Annotated in this window: 22 protein-coding genes; 13 read left to right on the top strand and 9 right to left on the bottom strand. The window is 64.0% G+C overall.

The features are described from left to right. Positions 1 to 104 precede the first annotated feature (104 nt). The 3 genes from E3O60_RS00540 to E3O60_RS00530 all read right to left on the bottom strand — a co-directional run bounded on the left by E3O60_RS00540 (position 105) and on the right by E3O60_RS00530 (position 4,809). On the bottom strand, positions 105 to 539 hold the full coding sequence (locus E3O60_RS00540) for a hypothetical protein (protein WP_134496771.1): 435 nt from the start codon (positions 537 to 539) through the stop codon (positions 105 to 107). Positions 540 to 768: 229 nt separating this feature from the next. After that, positions 769 to 1,254 carry a dihydrofolate reductase family protein gene (locus E3O60_RS00535; RefSeq protein ID WP_198415675.1) on the bottom strand — a complete coding sequence of 162 codons (486 nt, stop codon included), beginning with the start codon at positions 1,252 to 1,254 and terminating at the stop codon, positions 769 to 771. A 1,653-nt stretch (positions 1,255 to 2,907) separates the two neighbouring features. Then, positions 2,908 to 4,809, bottom strand: coding sequence for an ABC transporter ATP-binding protein (locus tag E3O60_RS00530; RefSeq protein WP_134496769.1), 1,902 nt, complete (start codon positions 4,807 to 4,809; stop codon positions 2,908 to 2,910). Between the two features lie 432 nt (positions 4,810 to 5,241). Between E3O60_RS00530 and E3O60_RS00525 the strand changes: the two genes are divergently transcribed. Next, positions 5,242 to 6,642, top strand: a complete 1,401-nt coding sequence (locus E3O60_RS00525; protein ID WP_088455816.1) for a sugar porter family MFS transporter — start codon at positions 5,242 to 5,244, stop codon at positions 6,640 to 6,642. A gap of 75 nt (positions 6,643 to 6,717) precedes the next feature. On the opposite strand, the gene E3O60_RS00520 is transcribed toward E3O60_RS00525, so the two are convergent. The 3 genes from E3O60_RS00520 to E3O60_RS00510 form a co-directional block, all read right to left on the bottom strand. Continuing rightward, the gene (locus tag E3O60_RS00520) at positions 6,718 to 7,347 is read right to left on the bottom strand and encodes a hypothetical protein (protein WP_166788932.1); all 630 of its coding nucleotides are present in this window, start codon (positions 7,345 to 7,347) and stop codon (positions 6,718 to 6,720) included. A gap of 405 nt (positions 7,348 to 7,752) precedes the next feature. Then, positions 7,753 to 8,214 carry an ATP-binding protein gene (locus E3O60_RS00515; RefSeq protein ID WP_198415674.1) on the bottom strand — a complete coding sequence of 154 codons (462 nt, stop codon included), beginning with the start codon at positions 8,212 to 8,214 and terminating at the stop codon, positions 7,753 to 7,755. 56 nt (positions 8,215 to 8,270) lie between these two features. Next, entirely contained in the window at positions 8,271 to 9,128 is an 858-nt protein-coding gene (locus E3O60_RS00510) for a pentapeptide repeat-containing protein (protein WP_134496765.1), read from the bottom strand. Positions 9,129 to 9,430: 302 nt separating this feature from the next. On the opposite strand from E3O60_RS00510, the gene E3O60_RS00505 reads away from it, so the two are divergent. The 5 genes from E3O60_RS00505 (at position 9,431) to E3O60_RS00485 (ending at position 12,986) form a co-directional block, all read left to right on the top strand. Then, positions 9,431 to 9,628, top strand: coding sequence for a helix-turn-helix transcriptional regulator (locus E3O60_RS00505; protein ID WP_088457937.1), 198 nt, complete (start codon positions 9,431 to 9,433; stop codon positions 9,626 to 9,628). A gap of 4 nt (positions 9,629 to 9,632) precedes the next feature. Beyond that, positions 9,633 to 10,013 (top strand): hypothetical protein, encoded by a 381-nt coding sequence (locus E3O60_RS00500; RefSeq protein WP_134496763.1) that lies wholly within the window; start codon positions 9,633 to 9,635, stop codon positions 10,011 to 10,013. A gap of 129 nt (positions 10,014 to 10,142) precedes the next feature. Then, positions 10,143 to 10,664 (top strand): ClbS/DfsB family four-helix bundle protein, encoded by a 522-nt coding sequence (locus E3O60_RS00495; protein ID WP_088455820.1) that lies wholly within the window; start codon positions 10,143 to 10,145, stop codon positions 10,662 to 10,664. 95 nt (positions 10,665 to 10,759) lie between these two features. Continuing rightward, on the top strand, positions 10,760 to 11,416 hold the full coding sequence (locus tag E3O60_RS00490) for a histidine phosphatase family protein (protein ID WP_103479024.1): 657 nt from the start codon (positions 10,760 to 10,762) through the stop codon (positions 11,414 to 11,416). Positions 11,417 to 11,486: 70 nt separating this feature from the next. After that, the gene (locus tag E3O60_RS00485; RefSeq protein WP_103432370.1) at positions 11,487 to 12,986 is read left to right on the top strand and encodes a sodium:alanine symporter family protein; all 1,500 of its coding nucleotides are present in this window, start codon (positions 11,487 to 11,489) and stop codon (positions 12,984 to 12,986) included. 15 nt (positions 12,987 to 13,001) lie between these two features. Here E3O60_RS00485 and pdxY read toward each other — a convergent pair whose 3' ends face one another. After that, positions 13,002 to 13,853, bottom strand: a complete 852-nt coding sequence (gene pdxY / locus E3O60_RS00480) for a pyridoxal kinase PdxY (RefSeq protein ID WP_088455823.1) — start codon at positions 13,851 to 13,853, stop codon at positions 13,002 to 13,004. Between the two features lie 85 nt (positions 13,854 to 13,938). Here pdxY and E3O60_RS00475 point away from each other — a divergent pair, with 85 nt between their 5' ends. After that, positions 13,939 to 14,601 carry a DUF1801 domain-containing protein gene (locus E3O60_RS00475; RefSeq protein ID WP_241980088.1) on the top strand — a complete coding sequence of 221 codons (663 nt, stop codon included), beginning with the start codon at positions 13,939 to 13,941 and terminating at the stop codon, positions 14,599 to 14,601. A 43-nt stretch (positions 14,602 to 14,644) separates the two neighbouring features. Here E3O60_RS00475 and E3O60_RS00470 read toward each other — a convergent pair whose 3' ends face one another. Then, the gene (locus E3O60_RS00470) at positions 14,645 to 16,123 is read right to left on the bottom strand and encodes an SLC13 family permease (protein ID WP_240632485.1); all 1,479 of its coding nucleotides are present in this window, start codon (positions 16,121 to 16,123) and stop codon (positions 14,645 to 14,647) included. A gap of 216 nt (positions 16,124 to 16,339) precedes the next feature. Between E3O60_RS00470 and E3O60_RS00465 the strand changes: the two genes are divergently transcribed. The 5 genes from E3O60_RS00465 (at position 16,340) to E3O60_RS00445 (ending at position 20,677) form a co-directional block, all read left to right on the top strand. Then, on the top strand, positions 16,340 to 18,010 hold the full coding sequence (locus E3O60_RS00465) for an ATP-binding protein (protein ID WP_370294264.1): 1,671 nt from the start codon (positions 16,340 to 16,342) through the stop codon (positions 18,008 to 18,010). Then, positions 18,010 to 18,666 (top strand): response regulator, encoded by a 657-nt coding sequence (locus tag E3O60_RS00460; protein WP_088455825.1) that lies wholly within the window; start codon positions 18,010 to 18,012, stop codon positions 18,664 to 18,666. The genes E3O60_RS00465 and E3O60_RS00460 overlap by 1 nt, the downstream gene beginning before the upstream one ends. Before the next feature lie 57 nt (positions 18,667 to 18,723). Further along, on the top strand, positions 18,724 to 19,173 hold the full coding sequence (locus E3O60_RS00455) for a hypothetical protein (RefSeq protein WP_134496760.1): 450 nt from the start codon (positions 18,724 to 18,726) through the stop codon (positions 19,171 to 19,173). Positions 19,174 to 19,328: 155 nt separating this feature from the next. After that, positions 19,329 to 19,682, top strand: a complete 354-nt coding sequence (locus tag E3O60_RS00450; RefSeq protein ID WP_134496759.1) for a helix-turn-helix transcriptional regulator — start codon at positions 19,329 to 19,331, stop codon at positions 19,680 to 19,682. A gap of 14 nt (positions 19,683 to 19,696) precedes the next feature. Then, the gene (locus E3O60_RS00445) at positions 19,697 to 20,677 is read left to right on the top strand and encodes an SRPBCC family protein (RefSeq protein ID WP_134496757.1); all 981 of its coding nucleotides are present in this window, start codon (positions 19,697 to 19,699) and stop codon (positions 20,675 to 20,677) included. A 97-nt stretch (positions 20,678 to 20,774) separates the two neighbouring features. On the opposite strand, the gene E3O60_RS00440 is transcribed toward E3O60_RS00445, so the two are convergent. Next, complete coding sequence (locus E3O60_RS00440; protein WP_134496755.1) at positions 20,775 to 21,668, bottom strand: DUF808 domain-containing protein; 894 nt, start codon at positions 21,666 to 21,668, stop codon at positions 20,775 to 20,777. 114 nt (positions 21,669 to 21,782) lie between these two features. On the opposite strand from E3O60_RS00440, the gene E3O60_RS00435 reads away from it, so the two are divergent. Next, entirely contained in the window at positions 21,783 to 22,136 is a 354-nt protein-coding gene (locus E3O60_RS00435; protein ID WP_134408566.1) for a VOC family protein, read from the top strand.

The raw sequence follows: 22,136 nt of genomic DNA, 5'->3' as shown, positions 1-22,136 counted from the left end.
TAGCCCTTGTTGCGTCGTCCGGTTGAAACCGCCCAGCGGATACTTGGCGCTTTGAAAGCCTTGTGGGTGCGTGGTTGCGCTCCGGTGCTAGGGCCGAGCAGAGGTCAGCTGCGGAGCTCGCTGAGAGGGTTCTCGCTGCGTAAAATCTCTTCCAGCCCCGTCGCTAGTAGCCCTGCATTCGGGTCGAGTCTGCGCATCGTAAGGCCGATGTTCTTGAGCTTGAACCGAAGCCGTACGCTTTCGATGTAGACCCAGATTCCACAAGAGAGAATGATCACCGCCTCGACGGCGAAGGCGATCTTCAGGAGCCCTTGTACCGTCTGGAGCCCCTGAAAAGCAGAGAGCAATCCGGGGCCCGCAGGAATATCGACGGCCATATCAGTGATGTAGACGCCCGCCGACATCACAAGGACTGCGGTGATCGGGAGTAACAGACTCAGGGTGAGTCGTGACTTGCGGAGGGTCCATAGGCGGACCGCTTGCCCCCGCAGTGCCCTGATTTCCTTGTCTATTTCGGCCTGGCTTGCCTGCTTCTTCATGGGTCCTCCTCTCGGTGTGAGACTAATATCACGTAGTTGCGGCGCGATCAGTTAGAGGACCCCAACCTGTTGTCGGGGCCGGCTCCGGCGGCTACTTGGTAGACACAGGCATGCCGATACGAGCTGACGAGCTCTTCGAGGAGGCTGTTGGCCACCTCGGCGGGTCGTGGGGCCGGCAGGGTCGGTCGGTACTCGGCCGCGGAGGCGCCTCGTGCCGGGACACGTCGCGTCAATCAGGACGCCGCGTGGGCCTGTATTGCACGGCGACTGCCCCCGACCGGAACTCATGGCGGTCCACGAGTTCGAGCTGGATGTGCTCATGCAGGCCGGCGAGCAGCGTCGGTCCGTGTCCGGCAATGACTGGCTGCACAAGGAACTCGCACTCGTCGATCAGTCCCAGATTTGCCAGCGCCAGGGGGAGAGTGACGCCACCGACCCACAGGCCCTCGCCTGACTCCTGCTTGAGCCGCTGAACCGCTTGCCCCAAGTCGCCTTGGATCAGCTCGGCATTCCAATCGACCCCGCTGATCGTGCTCGACACGACGTACTTCTGCGCCCGGTCGATGGTCTTGGCAAACGGCTTCTGCCACTCATCCACCCAGTCAGGCCACGTGCCCGTGGCCGGCTTCCGCCACGCCGACGCCATCATCTCGTAGGTCACCCGGCCGAACAGCAGGGCATCGGCTCGCTCCAGCTGAGCAGTCCAGTAGCGCATCGACTCCTCGTCCGGGGGAGTCCTGCCTCGTGATGGCAGCAGCCGTCGAGCGTGACGTTGATCGAAATCGCACCCAGTATATTGCGCCGCCCGTGATGCGAACCAGACCGCCGACCGAGCGCACGACTAATCACCATCACCGTCCGGTGCGCGATCACTCGCGGCGGCCTCCGGGGGAGAGGTTGAGAGGGCTTGTGAGAGCGCTCAAGTCGGCTCACGGGGTCATCATTTACTCATATGATTCATCTCTATTTGACCCAAAACGATGACCTACAATTGGAACCAGCGAATCGCCTGGTTACCTGTAAACACAAGGGAATCCGAGGGTTTTCGGAGACATTCGGCAACGACCAAATTAAGGCCAGAACTTCAGCCGGGCGCCGGTTCAAGTCCGATCGCAGCTGATGCCACGTCGGCTGGTTCCGTGGCCTTCGCAAACCGGTGGCTCGTGAGATTCGCTCGATCCAACTCGCGCATTCTGTCCGCCCGAGGGACGAGCGCAACTCGCTGTGTCGGACGAACCTGAGCTTGCGCCCGCTGGACGATGCCGCCAGTGAGACAAGTTATCGAGACGGTGGCTACTCCTGGGGTGATTCGAGGGGCACCAAAGTGCTTTCGATTTCTACGTGGCCGTCAGGATTCCCACCGTCCCATGCAACCCGATAGACGAGGAAACCCTTCTCTTCCCACCGTTTGAGAATCGTGCCGGCCGCTCCGAGTGGGCCATGGTAGTCGAGGCAATCTACGCGGTCACCCTCGCTGAACTTGAACATCCTGGCCATTCAAACTTCCCTTTCTTGGGGGCTGTTCTCGATATCTGCGGTGACCTATGCCCATGCACGCTGATCGGATCGCGGGCAACCCAACGACCGGTGGATCGGAGCGATTAATCCGCTACCGCTGATTCTGCAGGGTCACTGGCGTAAGACCAAAGAAGCATGCACATGAGAAACGCCATCAAGCCGGTGAAGCTCAAGGCGATGCACGGGAAGAGAATTGAGCTTGAAACGTTGCTGGACCGGTCAACTACGACTGGCACCGCTCCGCAGATGAAGGCGCTCAGGCTTAGTAGCGGAGCCGCAGGGCCGAAGCGGAGAAAGTGCCATCTTCCTGCGAATCGCTGTAGTCCTGCATTCTTGCGTTGGGCATTCACTATCTGTGCGATCACCCACCACGTCAGCATGACCGGGACGATCAGGAGTGCAACTCCGCTTATGAGAGTGAACACGATGTCCACACTCAGAAGTCTCATGATTTCTCTCATCGACACTCCAAGGCCGGTTAGCTCCTGTTGGTTCCATGATCCCGCTATAGCGGTGGTGACGGGAAATCCTCGTCAAGGCGACGTATCGGCAGCTTAGACGGTTGCCGACCAGGATGTAGACAGCGGTGAAGGCCGCCCCTCGGTGGCTTCAGCGCCTCGATCGGAGGTCCAAAAAGCGGTTCAAATGGCCATCATTTACCCATCACTTTCAAATCCAGGGGACCCAATCTGACCGAGTACAATCGTAGGTAGCGAACCGCCCGGTTCCCTGTAAACACAAGGGAATCCGAGGGTTTCCGGACAATTTCGGCTCCAACCGAATTGAGGCTGTAGCCTTCAGGGGGTCGCTGGTTCAAAAGAAGCAAGTGCATGGCTCGGGTGCTCAGCGACTAGGTCCGGCTCAACGCTTCCTCATCGGCCGCAACATTCTTCTGCACGGCGAACTGGGTCCGGTGCAATTCCTCGTACCGCCCACCCACAGCCAGCAGTTCCTCGTGCGTACCGCGCTCCACGATCGAGCCGTCCTCAACCACGAGGATCAGGTCCGCGCTGCGGATGGTGGAGAGGCGGTGCGCGATCACCATCGCCGTCCGTCCCTCGAGCGCCTCGCTGAGCGCCGCCTGCACGGCGGCCTCAGACGTCGAGTCCAGCGCCGCTGTCGCCTCGTCGAGGATGACGACGCGCGGCTGGGCCAGCAGCAGCCTCGCGATGGTCATCCGCTGGCGCTCACCTCCGGACAGCCGGTAGCCCCGCTCTCCGACCATGGTGTCCAGCTGGTCCGGCAGGGACCGGATGAGCGGCTCGAGCCGCGCACGGCGGACGGCGTCCCACACCTCGTCGTCGGACGCCTCCGGCCTCGCGAGGCGCAGGTTGGAGAGGATGGTCTCGTGGAACAGGTGGCCGTCCTGCGTCACCATGCCCAGGCTGTGCCGCATGGAGGCGAAAGTGACATCGCGGACATCTGTCCCCGCGAGGCGCACGGCGCCGCTGTCGACGTCATACAGGCGCGAGAGGAGCTGCGCAATTGTGGACTTGCCGGCACCAGACGTACCAACGAGGGCAACGGTCTGCCCCGGCTCGATCCTGAAGGACACGCCGTGCAGCACCTCCTCGCCGCCGCGGGTGTCCAGCGTGGCAACCTCCTCGAGAGAGGCGAGGGACACCTTGTCCGCGGACGGGTAGGCGAAGCGGACGTTGTCGAACTCGACGGACACCTGGCCTTCGGGGACGGCGACGGCGTCGGGCTTCTCCTTGATGAGTGGGTCGAGGTCCAGCACCTCGAAGACGCGCTCGAAGCTGACCACCGCGCTCATGATCTCTACCCGTGCGTTTGCGAGGCTGGTGAGCGGCGCGTAGAGGCGGGTGAGGAGGAGCGCCAGCGTGACCACGTCACCGGTATTCAGCTGGCCGGCGAGTGCGAGGGAGCCGCCGAGCCCATACACGAGCGCGAGGGCGAGAGCGGAGACGAGCATCAGTGCGGTGAAGAAGACGAACTGCAGCATCGCGGTCCGGACCCCGATGTCGCGGACACGGGCGGCGCGGACGCGGAACTCCTCGGCCTCTTCGTCGGGCCGGCCGAACAGCTTGACGAGGGTGGCACCGGGCGCCGAGAAGCGCTCGGTCATCTGCGTACTCATGGCGGAATTGTGATCGGCGGCCTCGCGGCGCAGCGCGGCGAGGCGGCTGCCCATGCGGCGCGCGGGTACCAGGAAGATGGGGAGCATGATCACGGCGAGAACCGTCACGAGCCAGGACGTGCTGAGCATGACGATCAGGGTGAGGATCAGCGCCACGAGGTTCGTGACCACGCCGGACAGTGTGCCGCTGAAGGCCTGCTGAGCGCCGATCACATCGTTGTTGAGGCGGCTCACGAGGGCGCCCGTCCGCGTGCGGGTGAAGAACGCGATCGGCATCTTCTGCACGTGGTTGAAGACGGCGGTGCGGAGGTCCAGGATCACGCCTTCGCCGATCCGCGCCGAGTACCAGCGCGTCACGAGGGACACGGCGGCGTCGGCCACGGCCACGAGGGCGATGACGACGGCGAGCCAAACGATCGTGCTGACCGCACCCTGGGCGACGATGACGTCGACCACCTGGCCGGCGAGTACCGGCGTCGCGACCGCGAGGAAAGCTCCCACGGTGGAGAGGGTGATGAAGATCAGCAGCTTGGACCGGTAGGGCACCGCGAACGTCAAGATCCGCCGAACGGACTCACGGGAGAAGCCGTGCTTGCCGTCCCTGGCGGTAGAAATCTTGTACAGCGAGCTCCAGGCCGCGCCTTCCATGCTCATTGAGGTTCCTTCCGTGGGCAACAGTCCAGCTTAGATGGCGGCTTGCCCGAGCTCTGCGTGTTGGTGGGCGATGCCATCGCTGCGGGTGATGACCAGCCGGCGGGTGAAGAACCAGCGCCTCGACCCAAGCCGGTCAACGTCACGATGCCGAAATTTTGTGAGCTAGGCTACAAAACAGCTTGATGTTAGCGCTCACTTTGGGTCTGAGAGCCCACCTGTGTTGCATCCAAGTCCCATAGCCGGGAAGGCATGCGTCAGAGTGGACAGCTGCGATAGAGAATAACTCAGCACATTGCAATGTGCCGCGCTCCATGTCATCGCCGAGGACGCGCTCATTCGCACGACGGCATTGGCCCGAGACGACCGTCCCGGCCAGCCATCCTTCCTAGTGATCACCAGGGGCTGAAACCAGTTCCTCACTCGGAGTGAATCATGGACAATGAAAAAAAGATCGACAGCAAATTCATATACTTCTTCGGATCGTTCGGAGGCATCCTTTTCGGCTACGACATCGGAGTCATGACTGGAGCTCTGCCGTTCCTGCAAAGCGACTGGGGCCTTGACGATGCCGCCATCATCGGTTGGGTAACCTCTGGCGTAATGTTCGGCGCCATCTTTGGTGGCGCTCTGGCCGGACAGCTTTCCGATCGATTCGGACGGCGCAAGATGATTCTCGCCGCAGCGGTTGTCTTCATGCTCGGATCCATTCTCTGCGGCCTAGCGCCGCCGGATGGCGTCACCTATCTGGTCATCGCCAGAATTTTCTTGGGCCTGGCGGTCGGCGCGGCCTCCGCATCGGTTCCCGCGTACATGTCCGAGCTTGCACCCGCGCGGCTGCGTGGACGCTTGTCCGGCCTGAATCAGACAATGATCGTCTCCGGCATGCTGATCTCATACATCTTGGATTTCTCCCTGAAGGATCTGCCCGAAGCGTGGGCGTGGCGAGTGATGCTGGCGACGGCCGCGGTGCCGGCTGTGATTCTGTACTTGGGCGTGTTGCGGTTGCCCGAATCGCCGCGGTTTCTGGTGAAAGTCGGCAAGGAAGACGAGGCAGCCACGGTGCTTCGCTACATTCGCCGCCCCGACGAGGTCGATGCCGAGCTCAGATCGATCAAGGAAACGGCTCAAGTCGAGAAGAGGACGGCAGGCAACACCTCACTGGCAACGTTGTTCGACAGCAAGTACCGGTATCTCGTCATTGCGGGGGTCGGTGTCGCCGCGTTCCAGCAGCTCCAAGGTGCCAACGCGATCTTCTATTACATCCCTTTGATCGTGGAAAAAGCCACCGGCAATTCGGCAAGTTCGGCGCTGCTGTGGCCCATCATCCAGGGCGTGATCCTCGTGCTCGGCTCCTTGCTGTTCCTGGTGATCGCGGACAAGTTCAACCGACGCCTGTTGCTGACCGTGGGCGGCACGATCATGGGTGTGTCCTTCCTTCTGCCCGCGATACTCAATACGGTGATGGAGGACGCGAACCCGATGATGATCGTGGTGTTCTTGAGCATCTACGTGGCCGCCTATTCGTTCACGTGGGCCCCACTCACCTGGGTGATCGTTGGAGAGATCTTCCCAATGGCGATTCGCGGCAGGGCCTCTGGTATCGCATCGTCCTTCAATTGGATCGGATCGTTCGCTGTCGGTCTCTTGTTCCCGATCATGACCGCATTGATGAGCCAGGACGCGGTGTTCGCGATCTTCGGTGCCATCTGCATTCTTGGTGTCATCTTCATCCGGACTCGTGTTCCCGAAACTCGTGGCCGCACGCTGGAGGACATCGAAACCAAAAGTATTCCGACCCAGAATGTCTTCGCTTCTCAGGAGAGGAGCCGGTGAATCAGGTGACTCAGGTCAGCCACGATTCGCGGTCGGCGGAGCCCGCGAGAGTGCGGTCACGCACGGCGCGGACCTTCATACTGCATCCGCGTTCGCTCGCGCCGGATCGTTGCGGATCGGGGCGCGATCGAACATCTGCCACTCGTATTCGAAGAGGTAGTTGTGACTGTTGCCGCCCAGGTTCCATCGCTCGTTCGAGAACGACACCTTGATGAAGGATCGGTTGTCTCCCGGAGCTGGGATCGCAGGCGCCGTGTGGATGACGGACGAGTCCAGGCGCATGAGCACCCGGTCGCCGTAGGTCACCAGACGGATGTCGTCGTTGCTGCGGACCTGCTCCTCGAACTGTTCGGTCGAGCGGACGTGGTCGTCGCTGATCTGCTCGAATGGCCCCTCGGCGAACACGGTTGGGAAACGGTCAGTCCAGACGTAGTTGATGTCGGATTTGCCGAACGCGTCGGAGTGCCAGCCGGGTCGGTTCAGCGGGTTGCCCGGGGTGGCCCACCCGCGGCGCGCGGTGAGATAGATGTAGTCCCACCGATTGTTCCGCTCCTCCTCGATCGCGATCGCGCGTGCGATCATCTCCGATGCGAACCCTAGCCGGCGGGGAACGCGCACGTCCCAGACCCCGTTCCCTTCCGGCATTCGGATCGGGAGATACATGTAGTGCATGTACTCCTCGAACTCCGGCTCGAAAACCCCCACGATCTCAGGAGGGTGTCCGTACACGTTCACAGGACGCCTCCGTGCTCACGTGGCGCTCGCACCCGTCCACCATTCGCCGTCCCACACTCAACCTCCCGGCCGGGTTCCTCGCTTCGTACGTACCAGCCAGCGCGAATCTCCATGCACCAAGACTGGCAGAGGCCGATGGCTTCATAGCGACTCCGACCATCCCCGCTTCAGGGGGTGGGCCGCCTATGATCGGTGGACTAGACCAGGCGCACCCGACAGCACACTGCGCGCCGCCAGAACGGGCTTGCTGGCAACCCCTCGGCCCGCATTGGGAGAAGGCGCTGCTCACACTCGAACACTGATCGTCATGACGACGCGGCCTAGCTACCGTGGTCTGTGAGAAGGAAGTCACAAGTGCGCTTAATTCCCCCTCGACTATGTGCTGACGGTCAAGGGCCCCTCATCAGGGGTGGGGATCTCGAAGTTATCGAAGTAGGCGGCCGCCAAATGATCGGGCAGCTGAACGTCATTCGCTTCTTGTCCCGCTCGAGCACAGACACGAGCCAGGACCACACTTCGTGGCGTCGCGAAATAGAACGTCTCCGGCTCGACACTCAACGGACGGATGATGGCACGGTATTCCTCGCGCATGCGCCGCGACCAAAAGGAATAATCCAGCACCACATCTGAGCGGGTCATCACGAGGTCGAGAAGCTTCTGCACCAGGTGGCTTTCGATCTCGCGCCTGACATCCTCGGCCAAGGGTTGGGAACGAATTCCCAGGCGCCAAGCCTCCTCGTCGAAGGACAGCCGTGACATGCCGCCGGACTCTAGTTGGCGAGCAACCGTGGACTTGCCCGACCCAGCCGGGCCACACATGAAGATGACACGGGTCATGCCGTCGATCCTATGTCGTCCACCCCACTCCTCAGAGGCGCAATACGTCCGAGCGCCTAGGCGAGCCAGTGCCGCGGCCGATTGAGGACAGCCGGCAGGACGGTAGTGTCGTCGCCCTGAGCTGCATCGACTTGTAATTGTGTGAGAAACAGAGCACTCGATAGGTCCGCACCCTCGAGCCGCGCGTCGCGCAAATCCGCACCGAGCAAGTCGACCCCCGCCAGATCGCCTCGTCGAAGATCCGCGGCGATGAGGTAGGCGCCGCGGAGATCAGCTCCGCACAGACGAATCGATCGCAAGTCGCGGCCGACCAGGTCCGCTGACGGATGCAGGTCGTCGCTCACGTCGGCTTCGGCACCGGCGGCATAGCCGCCGCGCGCCTCCTCGCTCACATCGATCAACGCTTGCCGGACCTCTAAGCGAATCCGATCGACATCAGTCGCGAGTATCTCTGACGCATCGCCGTCCAGGGCTCGCAGGATTTCGCGTCGAAGTTGGGCCACCGGCCCTGAGAGCTCCGAGGCGGTTGCCCGTTCGGCGGCTTCGGCGAGGTACCAGAGCATCTCGTGCAGCTGCCGGACGACGGCAAAAGTACTGAACATCTCGGCGCTCGTGTCGGTGCGTTCCCTCCAGCTTGTTCCGCCAAACAGTTTCTGCGACACGTATTGGCCCGCACCGAAGCAATCGAATACGGTGCACCCGCGAAAGCCTCGTGCTCTCAAGGAGTGGTGGATGGAGCAGGAAAAATCGTCTGCCAAATTCAGGCACGGGGTTCCCGCCGGCTTGTTGATCGGAAAGTCGGCGGACCTTTGAAAGCCGAAAGCTGTGCAGCAAAGTGCGAAGCAGTCAGCGCAATTCGCGCGGAGGGTTGAGCGGTCGTCAGTGCTCGCGTCGGAAGAGTCGGTGGACGTCATGAGTGAACGGTCTTTCTAAGGTGGTTTCGAGAGGGGGCCAGGGTGCAGGGGAACTCCGCAAGGAGCTCCCCTTCCGGGCGCACGAAATCACCGTCCCTCGTTCGAGGAGCGAACTGGTGTCGCTGAAAGGGCTCTGGGTCACAGAGAGAAAGAAAGTATCACTGAGGACAGGCTAACGCGTTGCGCCCTTGGCGGAGACGCGGACGCCGGTAAGCCGATCGTCCATGACGGGCTGCTGCATCGAATGGGGACATATGACAAGCCCGCTTGACACAAACCAGATAGTAAAGCACGCTTGTCATATGGAATCCCAGGTAAGAGCAAGGCGTCAAGCCGCTGGCCTCTCCCAGGCCGCCCTTGGCGAAGCCTTGGGGGTTTCTCGTCAGACCATCAACGCCATCGAAACAGGGCGTTACGATCCGTCGCTAAGTCTTGCCGTTCGCGTAGCCCGTTTCTTCGAGTCCACCGTTGAGGAAGTGTTCCACATTGAATCCCACTAAGCGCTTGCCCATCTCGACCGTCAATATCGCCTTGGCCTTCACGCTCTTCGCGGGGGCGATCGCGACCGCTCTCACACACAACTGGTTCGCCGCGTTTGTCTTCGTCGCCGGCGGCGCCGCGGGCCTCGGTGCTGCGCTTTACGCGCGCCGCCCGGAGTCTCGCGACATCACCCGGCTGAACGCCATCGAGTACCGAGACGAACGAGACCGCCTCCTGGCCAAGCAGGGGTTTGCCGCTGTCGGTGCCGCTGCCTTGATCCTCTCCTTCCTTGAGTTTGTGCTGGCCCTGGTTTTCAACCAGCTGGTTGCACTGGCCGCCGCACATGTGGTCGCCTTGTGCATCGTGTGGGGCATGGCCAACTCGATCGCCGTGCGGCGCAGTTAGACGCTGCCGAGGCGGTCAAGTCGGCACGCAGCGGGTCCTTAGACCCTCTCGCCACGGCGAATTCTCGTGAAAGAGTGCAGTTGCAACTCTTTACCGTCTGACCGCAGGCGTATCTGCGAGAGGGAATCCATGGCCGTCCCGAGCTCCAAGACAGACCTTGTGGCCGCGATCGGCACCACGTTCGCCCAGCTCGAAGCCGATCTCGATCGGATCCCACCGTCGCTCGTCTACGACCAGGTCCTTCCGGGGCATGCGAAAAACACCATGATGAGTCCTGCTGAACTGGTTTCCTACCTGATCGGCTGGAACGAGCAGGTCGCCACCTGGCACGCACGCCGCGCAGCCGGGCTACCCGATGAGCTGCCCGCCGCCGGCCTTAAATGGAACCAGCTTGGCTTGCTCGCCCAGCGCTACTACGACGCCTACCGCGACGAAACGTGGGACGAGCTCAGGGCCCACCTAGTCGGTGCCAAGGACAATCTCCTGGCACTCATCGAGGACTACACCGACGCCGAGCTGTACGGGCGCCCGTGGTACGGCAAATGGACCATGGGACGCATGATTTCGCTGAACTCATCCTCGCCCTACGTGAACGCCCGCGGACGCCTTCGTGCTTGGCTCCGGGCTGCACCCCTCACGCCCCCGAGCTAGGCGCCGGGCTCCTGCTTGGGCCGTTGAAACGCTTGTCCCAAGTCACAATGCACCAGCTCGGCATCAAATCCGGGGAGCGATACTACTGTGGCCGTATGTCTACAATCGATCCGCTGCCCGACCACCCCGCTCCGGATAACCCGTCCGGGAAGCTGATTCTCTTGCGCCACGGGGAGACGGAGTGGTCGAAGAGCGGCAAACACACTGGGCTCACGGATGTTCCGCTCACGGCCCGGGGAGAGGAACTTGCCCGCGGCGCGGGCAGGTTGGTGGCCGACTACGATTTCTCGCTCGTGCTGACGTCGCCGCTGCAGCGTGCGCGACGCACTGCCGAGCTCGCGGGCCTGCATGCCGATGTCGATCCGCTACTCGTCGAATGGGACTACGGCGGGTACGAGGGGCGCACGACGCGCGACATCCGCAGCGAGCTCGGCTACAACTGGAGCGCATTCACCCACGGCGTGATTCGTGGTGACACGCCCGGTGAGACGGTCGAGGAGGTCGCCGCCCGCGCATCGCGGGTGCTCACGCGGGTACTGCCTGCGATGGTGGAGGGAGATGTCGCCCTGATCGCGCACGGCCATTTCCTGCGCATCCTGACCGCCGTGTACCTGAGATTGGCCCCTCGATTCGGTGCTCAAATCACGCTGGATGCTGGATCGGTCTCCGTGCTCAGCTACTACCGCGAGCAGCCGGCCATCTTGTCGTGGAACTACGGAGCCGAACTGCCCATGGAGCCATCGGAGTCCTAGCACGTTCCACCGAATCCACTGGTTGGGAACCGGTTTCCCGTTTGGGGGGCATGTTCGCCATACTTGCCAGATGGATTCTGTGAACGAGTGGCTGCTGACCTGGGGCGACAACCTGTGGACCTGGATCGTGTTGCCGGTCGTGGTGGGCCTGGGGATCTACTTCACCGTCCGCTCAGGGGTGGTGCAGTTCCGGCTCATTCCGGACATGTTCCGGACGCTGACCGATAAGACGCCCCAGACGGCGGCGGGTGAGCCGCAGTCGATCTCGGCATTCCAGGCCTTCACAATCTCGGCGGCGTCGCGAGTGGGGGTCGGCAATATCGCCGGTGTCGGCACGGCGATCGCGGTCGGAGGACCCGGGGCGGTGTTCTGGATGTGGATGATGGCGTTCGTTGGGGGAGCGTCGAGCTTCATCGAGTCCTCGCTGGCACAACTCTTCAAGGTGCGGGACGCCGAGGGCTTTCGCGGTGGGCCCGCCTATTACATGGAACGTGGACTCAAGGCCCGCTGGCTGGGCGTGTGGTTCGCGGTCATCCTCATCGTCTGTTTCCCATTCGCGTTCAGCTCGTTGCAGGCCAACACGATCTCGGCGACGGTGACCGCGAGCATCGGCGGGGATGTGCCCTGGCTGCCGTGGGCGATCGGCGTGGGGATCGCGGTACTGACCGGCCTCGTCGTCTTCGGTGGAGTCAGGCGGATCGCCCACGTCACCCAGGTGCTCGTGCCCATCATGGCGCTCGCGTATCTGCTGCTCGGGCTCGTGGTGGTGGCTCTGCATCTCGACCGAGTCGGCCCGGTCTTCGCCGAGATCTTCACGTCGGCGTGGGGGTTCAACGAGGTCGTCGGTGCCGCGTTCGGGTACATCATCCTCACCGGTGTCAAGCGCGGCATGTTTTCCAACGAGGCGGGCCTGGGGTCTGCGCCGAACGCGGCGGCGAGTGCCGCGGTCACCCATCCTGTGAAGCAGGGACTCGTGCAGACCCTCGGGGTCTACTTCGATACCTTCCTGGTGTGCTCCATCACGGCGTTCATCATCCTCGTGTCGGTACCCGACCTGGCGGGAGCAGAACGAGGGATCGGTCTCACTCAGGGCGCGCTGGTGGGCACTCTGGGCGCGTGGTCGAACATCGCGCTGAGTGTGATCATCTTCATGCTGGCGTTCTCCTCGATCCTCGGCAATTACTACTACGGCCAGTCGAACATCCAATTCATCACCAAGCGGCGCGGGGTGCTCACCGCGTACCGAGTGCTCGTCGTGGGCGCGGTGCTCGTGGGATCGGTATCGGGCGCCGACCTGATCTGGAACTTCGCGGACGGCGTCATGGGACTCATGGCACTCACGAATCTCATCGCCATCGGCCTGCTCTCCGGCATCGCGTTCCGGTTGCTCAAGGACTACACCCGCCAACGACGAGAAGGCCGCGACCCGGTGTTCACCCGCGCGCTCTTTCCCGACGTGGCCGGCATCGAATGCTGGGAGGACGAGTTCAGCGTCACCGGTCCGATCCGCGTGTACCCGACCGGCGGCCAGACCACCAAGCGCCGCGACGGCATCCGCACGCCGCGATAGAGCCTGTGCGCCTCGTCAGCGCACGCGCTGGGCGGAGAACTGCATGCGCGGATGAGCGTAGAAGCTTTGCGCCTGCACGAGCTGCAGTTCTCGCTCGCCCGACTGATACGTCAGCTCGATGAGATCGAACACGCTGGACGCGGTCCGTTCCAGCGCCACAGCCGCATCACCTGTCGCGCGGTAGTGCGCCGAGAAGAGTGCCGCGGTGACGTCACCCGATCCGTTCGCTTTGAAAGGCAAATGGGGAGTCTGCACGACCCACGCGCCCGCAGCATCCACTGCGAGCATCTCGATGGTGCCGGCCTCGCGGTCGGGCCGCTCCACACTCGTCACGAGCACGGTGCTCGGTCCCATGGCCCGGGCGAGGTCGACGGAGTCGAGGGTCGAGTCCATCGTCGATGGCTCGGTGCCGGTGAGGAATCCCAACTCGAACTGGTTCGGAGTGATGATGTCGGCCACGGGGACCACACGATCCCGCAGGAGGTGGGGGATCTCGGGCGCCACGAAGCACCCGGACTTCGCGTTGCCCATCACGGGGTCACACGCGTAGATGGCCGAGGGGTTCGCCGCTTTCACCCGCTGCACCGCATCCACGATGACGTCGCCGATCCCGGTGCCGCCTTGGTATCCCGAGAGCACCACGTCGATCTGGGGGAGCACGCCACGTTCCTCGATGCCGAGGATCACATCATGCACATCCTCGGGTGTGATGAGGGATCCGCGCCACGCGCCATACCCCGTGTGGTTGGAGAAGTTCACTGTGTTGACCGGGAGTACTTCGACCCCGATGCGCTGAAGTGGGAACACGGCCGCTGAGTTGCCAACGTGGCCGTGCGCGACGGCCGACTGAATCGAGAGAATCTTCACAACGTCAATCTTCCTCCCTTCGAACAGTCCGGGCCGCCGGGGAGCTCGTCGGTATGGCCGTTGATGGGAGGACTATCATCGCGCCATGGACAGTGAGGGCTCTGGCACGAGCGACGATCAACCAGCGACGGGCACGTCGGCACACGACGAGTCCGCCTGGACACTCCCGGATGCCATGACAGGCCGGGCCAGCCCCGCCAAAGCGGTGGTCGGCGACAAACCTGTGTTCGCTTACATCGCCAGCTTGCCGCAGCCACAGCGCGGCATAGCCGAAGCAGTCGACGCGCTGGCGGCCACGACGCTGCCCAACCTCCAGCGCTCCGTGAAGTGGGGCATGGCGTACTACGGCGTCGGCGACGGCTGGTGCTTCAGCTCCGGTGGCTTCGCCGGCCATGTGAAGCTCATGTTCATCAATGGCGCGGCGCTCGAGCCGGTACCGCCGGTGACGCCGGTAGGGATGGGCAAGTCAACGCGGGGTGTGGAACTCGAGACCGTGGACGACCTCGACGAACACCAGATCGCGGCCTGGATGACACAAGTCACGTCGGTGCCGGGTCTGGGAGGCAAGAAGACTCACATTCCCAGCCCCGACGAGCCGTCCGTCCCGGAGCTCGAGGCCGACCAGACCATCGCGCCGCGTCCGGAGGAGGAGATCGCCGACGCTCTGCGGGCCGAGCCAGACCTTGAGGATCACAGCGAGCATCGAGTGAAGACACCCCCGGTTTCGGAGCGAAAGAGCCTGGATTGATCCTGGGGCTTGCACGACGCCCGCCCGCCGCAGGGAGGGGCCCCTAACCGAACGGAACTGCGCCGACGAGCACGCCGACGAGCAGCATCACCAGCGACACCACGCACGCTCGCCAGAGCACCTTCTTGTGGTGGTCGCCGAGGTTGACGTTGGCGAGCGAGACGAGCAGCAGGATGGCCGGCACCAGCGGGCTCTGCAGGTGAACAGGCTGACCGATGATCGAGGCGCGGGCCATCTCCACCGGGTCGATGCCGTAGGTCGCCGCGCTCTCGGCGAGCACGGGGAGGATGCCGAAGTAGAACGCGTCGTTGGACATGAAGAAGGTCATCGGAATGGAGAGCACTCCGGTGATGACCGCCAGGTACTCACCCATCGAGGCCGGCACGACCTGCACGACCCAGTCGGCCATGGCCGTCACCATTCCGGTGCCGTTCAGCACACCGACGAGAACGCCGGCGGCGAGCACCATCGAGACGACGCCGACGATGCTGGGGGCGTGCGCGACGATCTCGTCGGCCTGGCTGCGGAGCTTCGGAAAGTTGATCATCAGGGCCACGCCGGTGCCGACCATGAAGATGTAGGCCAGCGGCATGACATCCAGCACGAGCAGCACCATGACGGCGACAGTCAACGCGAAGTTCACCCAGATCAGCTTGGGCCGCAGCGTCGGGCGGTCCGCGCTCAGCATGGTGTCGGCCATCGCCGTGTCGCGCTCGTCCTCCATCGTCAGCTGCTTGGCCAGGGTCGCCCGGCCCGCCGGCATCCGCTGGCCCGGTCGCACCGTCAGGATGCCCGTGGTATCGAGTGTTGCGGCCGCTCCGGGCCGCACGTCTGTGCCGCGCACGATGCGGTTGCCGCCGAAGATACCGCGCAAGAAGGTCGGTGACGCCGTCGGTGCGGCATCCGCCTGCGCTGCGGGGGAGTACTCGAGCGAGCCGATGCGCTTGCGCTCGGCCAGCCCCAGGAACCAGGCGAACGCCAGCGCGATGATGAGGCCCGTCGCGAGGGAGGGCAGCATCGGCACGAAGATGTCGGTCGGTGACACGCCGAGAGCCGAGGCGGCCCGCACGGTGGGGCCACCCCACGGCACGATGTTGAGAGTGCCGTTCATCAGGCCGGCAACACAGGTGAGCACGACCGGGCTCATGCCCATCCGCAGGTAGATCGGCAGCATCGCCGAGGTGGTGATGATGAAGGTCGTCGACCCGTCGCCGTCGAGCGACACTGCGCCGGCCAGGATCGCCGTGCCCAGAACGACCTTGGCCGGGTCATTGCCGAGGAAGCGGGTGATGAACCGAATGAGTGGATCGAACAGCCCGACATCGATCATGATCCCGAAGAACATGATCGCGAACATGAGCAGCGCCGCCGTTGGAGCGAGATCCCCGATCGACTCGATGATCATGTCGCCGAGACCCAGACCGGCGCCGGCAAAGAGACCGAAAATCGTGGGGACGAGAATGAGGGCGACCATCGGCGTGAGCCGCCTGGTCATGATGAGCACCATGAAGGTGAGGATCATGGTGAATCCGAGGATGACAAGCACATCGACTCCTTTGTCTGAATTGTGCGGCCGAGTCGGGCGAATCCCACTCGGCGGTCATTGCCGAAGCGTATGACGATGAGTGTGAAGCTTAGGTAGGCCGCCGGCGCCACGCGCCGTAAGTCGCTTTGCTGCACGTATTGCGCATATCGTTAGTTCTGCGCATTGTGCTCGATGCGCCGCAAGGAGGCGAAGGTGCGGTTCTCGACGCAGATGCTGCTGTGGCAGCTCGCCTGCGTGACCGTCATCGTCGCGATCTGCACCGGTGTCTTCGTCGCCATCGGCGTGCAACAGCTCCGGGCCGAAGCCGAGACCTCCGCGCTGTCGATCGCACGCACGGTCGCCGCCGACTCCGATGTGCGCGCCGATGTCGCCCGCGCGTCTGCCGACACCGGAACGCCGACGAACGCGAGCCTCCGCGGCGGACCGCTCTCCGTTCTGGCGGCAGCCGCGGAGGCCAATACCGGCGCGCTGTTCATCGTGATCACCGATGATCACGGAATCCGGCTCGCACACCCCGATCCGCAGCTGCTCGGAGCGGAGGTCAGCACAAGCTTCGCCGAAGCTCTGGCCGGACGCGAGACGGTGTCCTGGGAAGCCGGCACCCTCGGCGAGTCCGCTCGCGCCAAAGTGCCGGTTCGCGACCCCGTCACCGATGAACCGACCGGTGAGGTGAGCGTCGGGTTCGCCCCGAGCAGTGTCTTCAAAGAGCTTCCCCTCCTGCTCGGGGGCGTCGCGCTGGCCGCCGTCGTTGCCCTGGCACTGGGCGCTGTCGTGTCGTTCGTCCTCCGCCGCCGCCTCGAGCACCTCACCCTCGGCCTTCAGCCCGAAGAGCTGTCCGCGCTGGTCCAGAACCAGGCTGCGGTGCTCGACGGCGTCGGGGAAGGGGTGCTCGCGTGGGGCCCGGACGACGTCGTGACCGTCGCCAACACAACGGCCGCGAGATTGCTGGGCATCCCCGACCTAGTCGGACGCCGGATCCACGACCTCGCCCTGCCCGGGCCGGTGATCGCTGCCCTGGCCGGGGAGCGGAAGCTGTCGGCGACGGGTGGCCGGGGACCGGATGCGGCCGAACCGGTCGTGCTCGCCAACCATGTGGTCTACATCGACACCCACCCGGTGTCGCACGCGAATCGGGACCTGGGCCTGATCGCGGTGATCCGCGACCGGACCGACGTCGTGACCCTCACGGATCGCCTCGAAACCGTGGCGTCGATGACGGATGCTCTTCGGGTGCAGCGCCACGAGTTCGCGAACCGGCTGCACGTGACGGCCGGTCTGATGGATGCGGGCCGCGTGCCCGACGCACGGGACTACCTCGACGACGTGTTGGAGGCGTCCCGCACCGCCGGCGGTCCGTCCACCGGTGAGCACCTGACCGAGCCCTTCCTGGTGTCGCTTCTGGAAGCGAAGACCGCGCAAGCCGGTGAACGGGGCGTGCACCTGACCGTGGGGGCGGACTCGCTGGTGCGGGGAGTCGTCTCTCTGCCCGAGGATGTGGCCACCGTGCTCGCCAACCTCGTGGACAACGCCGTGAGCGCGGCTGTGTACGGTCAGCAGCCGCGCTGGGTAGACGTGGAGTTGCTCGACGACGCCGACACTCTCGTCATGACGGTGTCCGACTCCGGGCAGGGGGTGGCGAACGGCGCTCGCGTGTTCAGCGACGTTCCGCGAACCGACCTCGACCCGGACGCGGTGCATGGGCGGGGCATCGGTCTGCCGTTGGTCCGCGACATCGCCGCGCGTCTCGGCGGAGAGGTATGGCTTGCCGACGCCGGCGGTCACGACGGAAGCGGTGCCGTGTTCTGCGCCCGACTGCCCGGGGTCATGCGGGCACCGACCCGCCCCCGACAAGGAGAAGACTGATGCCCGATACGATTCACGTGCTCGTCGTCGACGACGACTTCCATGTCGGTGGCCTTCATCGCGACATCGTCGCGGCGCGCCCCGGCTATACCGCTCTTGAACCAGTGCGGGGAGTGCGCGCCGCCCGCGCGGCGATGCGTGATTTTCGGCCCGACCTCGTCCTCTGCGACGTTTACCTCCCCGACGGCGAAGGCATCGCCTTCGTCGCCGAGATCGACGTCGACGCGGTCATGATCAGTGCGGCGTCCGATGGCGCCACCGTCCGCCGTGCGTTCCGCGCGGGGGCGTTGGACTACCTCATCAAACCGTTCGAGCCCGCCAGGCTGAACGAGCGGCTGGATGCCTATCGCCGGTTTCGCAACCTGGTGGCAGAAGACCGCCAACTTGACCAGGACGCCATCGAACGGGCTCAGCGGGTGCTGCATGGCCGGGACGGGGGAGTGGCCTCCACCTCGCGTTCCACCACCGAGAAGCTGATTATTGAAATGCTCCAGGACGGCGAATCGTCCTCCAGCGTGATCGCCGGTCGCGCCGGTCTGTCTCGCGCGACGGCGCAGAGGCACCTCGCGGCGCTGGCAACCCGCGGTGAAGTCGAAGTGACCCTCCGCTACGGGTCGACGGGGCGCCCCGAGCACCAGTACAGCGTCCGACGCTGACCGTAGCGTTCGCAGGTCCGGTAGGGTGACGTTGTTCGTGAGTCCTGGGGAGGCCCGATGCGTCGTCGTCAAATTGTCATCGCAGCATCAGCACTGGTGGGTGCGCTGGCCATGTCCGGTTGCACCGGCTCTGAAACGGCCCCTTCCGCGGCGCAGCCCTCCGCGACATCCACTACCGACACCATGACGTGTACCGGGTTCAATGACGTTCTGACGATTACCTCGAACGCCGATGCTGGACTTCGCGACGGTCGGATTGCGGCCCAGGAACAAGAAGGTTGGTACCGGCTTGCCACGCGGGTACTGGATGGCGTGCCCACCAGCGGAGATGGCGCGGTCAGCGAAGCGGCCGACGCGCTGAAGAACGTTGCGCCGGCGATCGACCTAGGTGCCATGGGAACATCTGGAATCGGGTCCGCGGAATGGGTCAGTGCTCTCGAGGACATGTCGGACGCCTGCTCAGAGGCGAATGCCGAGACGGCCGTGGAGATGTTCACCGGCGGCTAGGCAAGCACTGGTCGATATTCCTGACACATCCGACAGGAAAAAAATTCTCGCACGGGTGTTGGACCTCGCGGCCGAAATCGAAGCGGACCGTCCGATCCGGCTCAGCAGGCCCGAGTGGTTGCGGGATTCGTTTTCGTCGCATATCATACAATCAAATGGTTGTATTAGAGTATTCCGATCAGGACGTAAACCGCCTCTTCCGCGCCCTCGCGGACGCGACGCGGCGGGATATCGTGCGGCGCACGCTGGTCGCCGATGTCTCGGTATCGCAGTTGGCGGATTCCTATGAAATGTCGTTCGCGGCAGTTCAGAAGCACGTTGCAGTGTTGGAGGAGGCCAGGCTCGTGACCAAAGAACCGCGTGGTCGTGAGCGGAGGGTGCGGGGAAACCCCGACCGCATCCGCGAGGCGCAGCGCCTGCTCGACCGCTTCGAAGACCTCTGGCGGTCGCGCATCGACCGCCTCGACATCCTGCTCGCTGAAGACGACCCGGCTCCACCCGACACCTAAACGAAGGGAACATCATGCCCGTCACCACTGTCGAGAAAGACCTCGACCAGCTCACCATCACAATCGTCGCCGACTTCACGGCCCCACTCCGCCGGCTCTGGGATGCCTACACCGACCCGCGCCAGATCGAGCGGTTCTGGGGTCCACCGACCTATCCGGCCACGTTCCTCCGGCACGACGCCGTGGCCGGCGGACGCAGCGTCTATGCCATGACCGGGCCAGAAGGCGACGTGCACTACGGCTGCTGGGACTGGACCTCGGCCGACGCTCCGCACACGTTCGAGGTGCTCGACAGGTTCTCGGATGCGGCAGGAGTGCCGAACCCCGACCTCCCGACCACCCGGATGGACTTCGCGTTCGAGGAGACCAGCAGCGGCAGCCGCCTAACGACGACGTCGCGCTTCGACTCGCTCGAGCAGATGCAGCAGCTCATCGAAATGGGCATGCTCGAGGGCACCCGCGAGGCCATGGCCCAGATCGACCAGGTGCTGGCCGACCTGGCATCCTTCGCCGCCGAGTGCGGGGCGCAGGCGCAGATACTCAGCGACACCCAGGTGCGGGTGGCTCGGGTCATCCGCGGCACCGTCGACCAGGTGTGGCGTGCGCACAACGATGCCGCCCTCATGCAGCAATGGCTGCTCGGTCCGGACGGTTGGTCGATGCCCGTGTGCGAGATCGCGACCACCGTCGGCGACAGCTACCGCTACGAGTGGCAGCGGGATGGTGGCGACGAGCGATTCGGCTTCACCGGCGAGCTGCTCGAGTCGGAGGCGCCGTACCGCGCGGTCACGACCGAAGCGATGATCGGGATGGACTTCCCGCCAACGCTCAACGAGCTGACCCTCACGGAAGTGGAGGGCGGAACCCTGCTCGCACTCGTCATCACCTACGCCAACGCTGAGCAGCGTGACGCGGTTCTGGCGACCGGCATGACCGACGGCATGGAGACCAGCTACCGGCGCCTCGAGGGGCTGTTGCAGCCGACGCTGGCCTAGCCGGCTAGCGTGCCCGGCCGGCTTCGACTCTCCTGCGTGAGACCCGCGTGATAAGGGGCAAGGACGAACAGGCCGACCTCGAGGTTGTGGCCTCGCCTCAGTGCGCGGCGCTCTCCGGCTGGTTTCGCTTGAGCAGGCGCGACACGCCGAGAACGATTCCGACAACGATCATGCCCAGAATGACCCCGAACACGGCCGACATCGCCGTGTCGGTGACCCAGACGATGACGGGTCCAGCGGCTTCGGCAGCGTGCGTCACGGCGTGCAGCACGTCATAGGGGCCGTGCCAGAAGGTTTCGGCCAGGTTGGTGATCACCAGGTGACCACCCACCCACAGCATGGCGACGGTTCCGATGATGCTGATCACCTTGAACACGGCGGGCATCGCTGCCACGATGCGGGCGCCGGTGCGGCGCACCTGGCGTGCGGAGTTCTTCATCATGGACAGCCCGATGTCGTCGATCTTCACCAACAGCGCGACAGCGCCGTAGACGAGCAGCGTCATGCCAAGGCCGATGACCACCAGAGCGCCGAGCGTCATCCAGATGCCGAAGTCGGGGTCGAGACTGGCCAGGGCGATGAGCATGATCTCGGTGCTGAGGATGAGGTCGGTGCGGATGGCGCCGAAGACCAGCTTCTTCTCGTCCCGCGATTCGGTCTCGGCGACGGCGTGATGCACGCCGAACCACTCGGTGACCTTCTCCGCACCCTCGAAGCACAGGTAGGTGCCGCCGAGGATCAACAGGAACGGCAACACCCAGGGCGCGAATGCGGAGAGCAGAAGCGCGAGGGGGATGATGATGACGAACTTGTTGAACAGGCTGCCCAGGGCGATCCGCCAGACAACGTGCAGCTCCCGCGCCGGCGTCAGCCCTTGAACGTACTGCGGGGTGACGGCCGCGTCGTCGATGACGACGCCGGCGGTCTTAGCGCTCGCCTTGAGGGCGGCGGTAAGAATGTCATCGACTACGGCGAGCAAGCCGACCGACATCTGGTTCTCCTTGGATCGGGGTGTCGTCCTGGTGCAGGGCGACGGCAATGGAGTCCACATTACTGCGCAGCGGGGCGCCGGTGCGTCGAGTAATCGCCCGGGTACTCTATGGGCATGTCACTGATGTGGGAAGAAGTCGTCATCGACAGCCGCGACCCGAAGGCGCTTGGGCTGTGGTGGCGAGACGCTTTGGGCTGGGTTGTGGTGGGCGAGAACGACGATGAGTTGGAGATCGCACCCGCGGAGGGAGCCCATCCCACGCTGCTGTTCGCCGCCGTTCCCGAAGAGAAGAACGTGAAGAACCGCCTGCACCTGGACTTCGTCCCCGACCACCAGACGACTGAGGTCGAGCGGCTGATCGCGCTAGGTGCGAGCCGTGCCGACGTCGGCCAGGATGGTGCTTCCTGGGTAGTCCTCGCCGACCCCGAGGGCAACGAATTCTGCGTACTCGCCGCCCGTCCTTCCTAA

The sequence above is a fragment of the Cryobacterium sp. TMB1-7 genome (assembly GCF_004402435.1).
Taxonomy (GTDB): Bacteria; Actinomycetota; Actinomycetes; order Actinomycetales; family Microbacteriaceae; genus Cryobacterium; species Cryobacterium zongtaii.
This window is presented reverse-complemented; position numbering and strand designations above follow the sequence as displayed.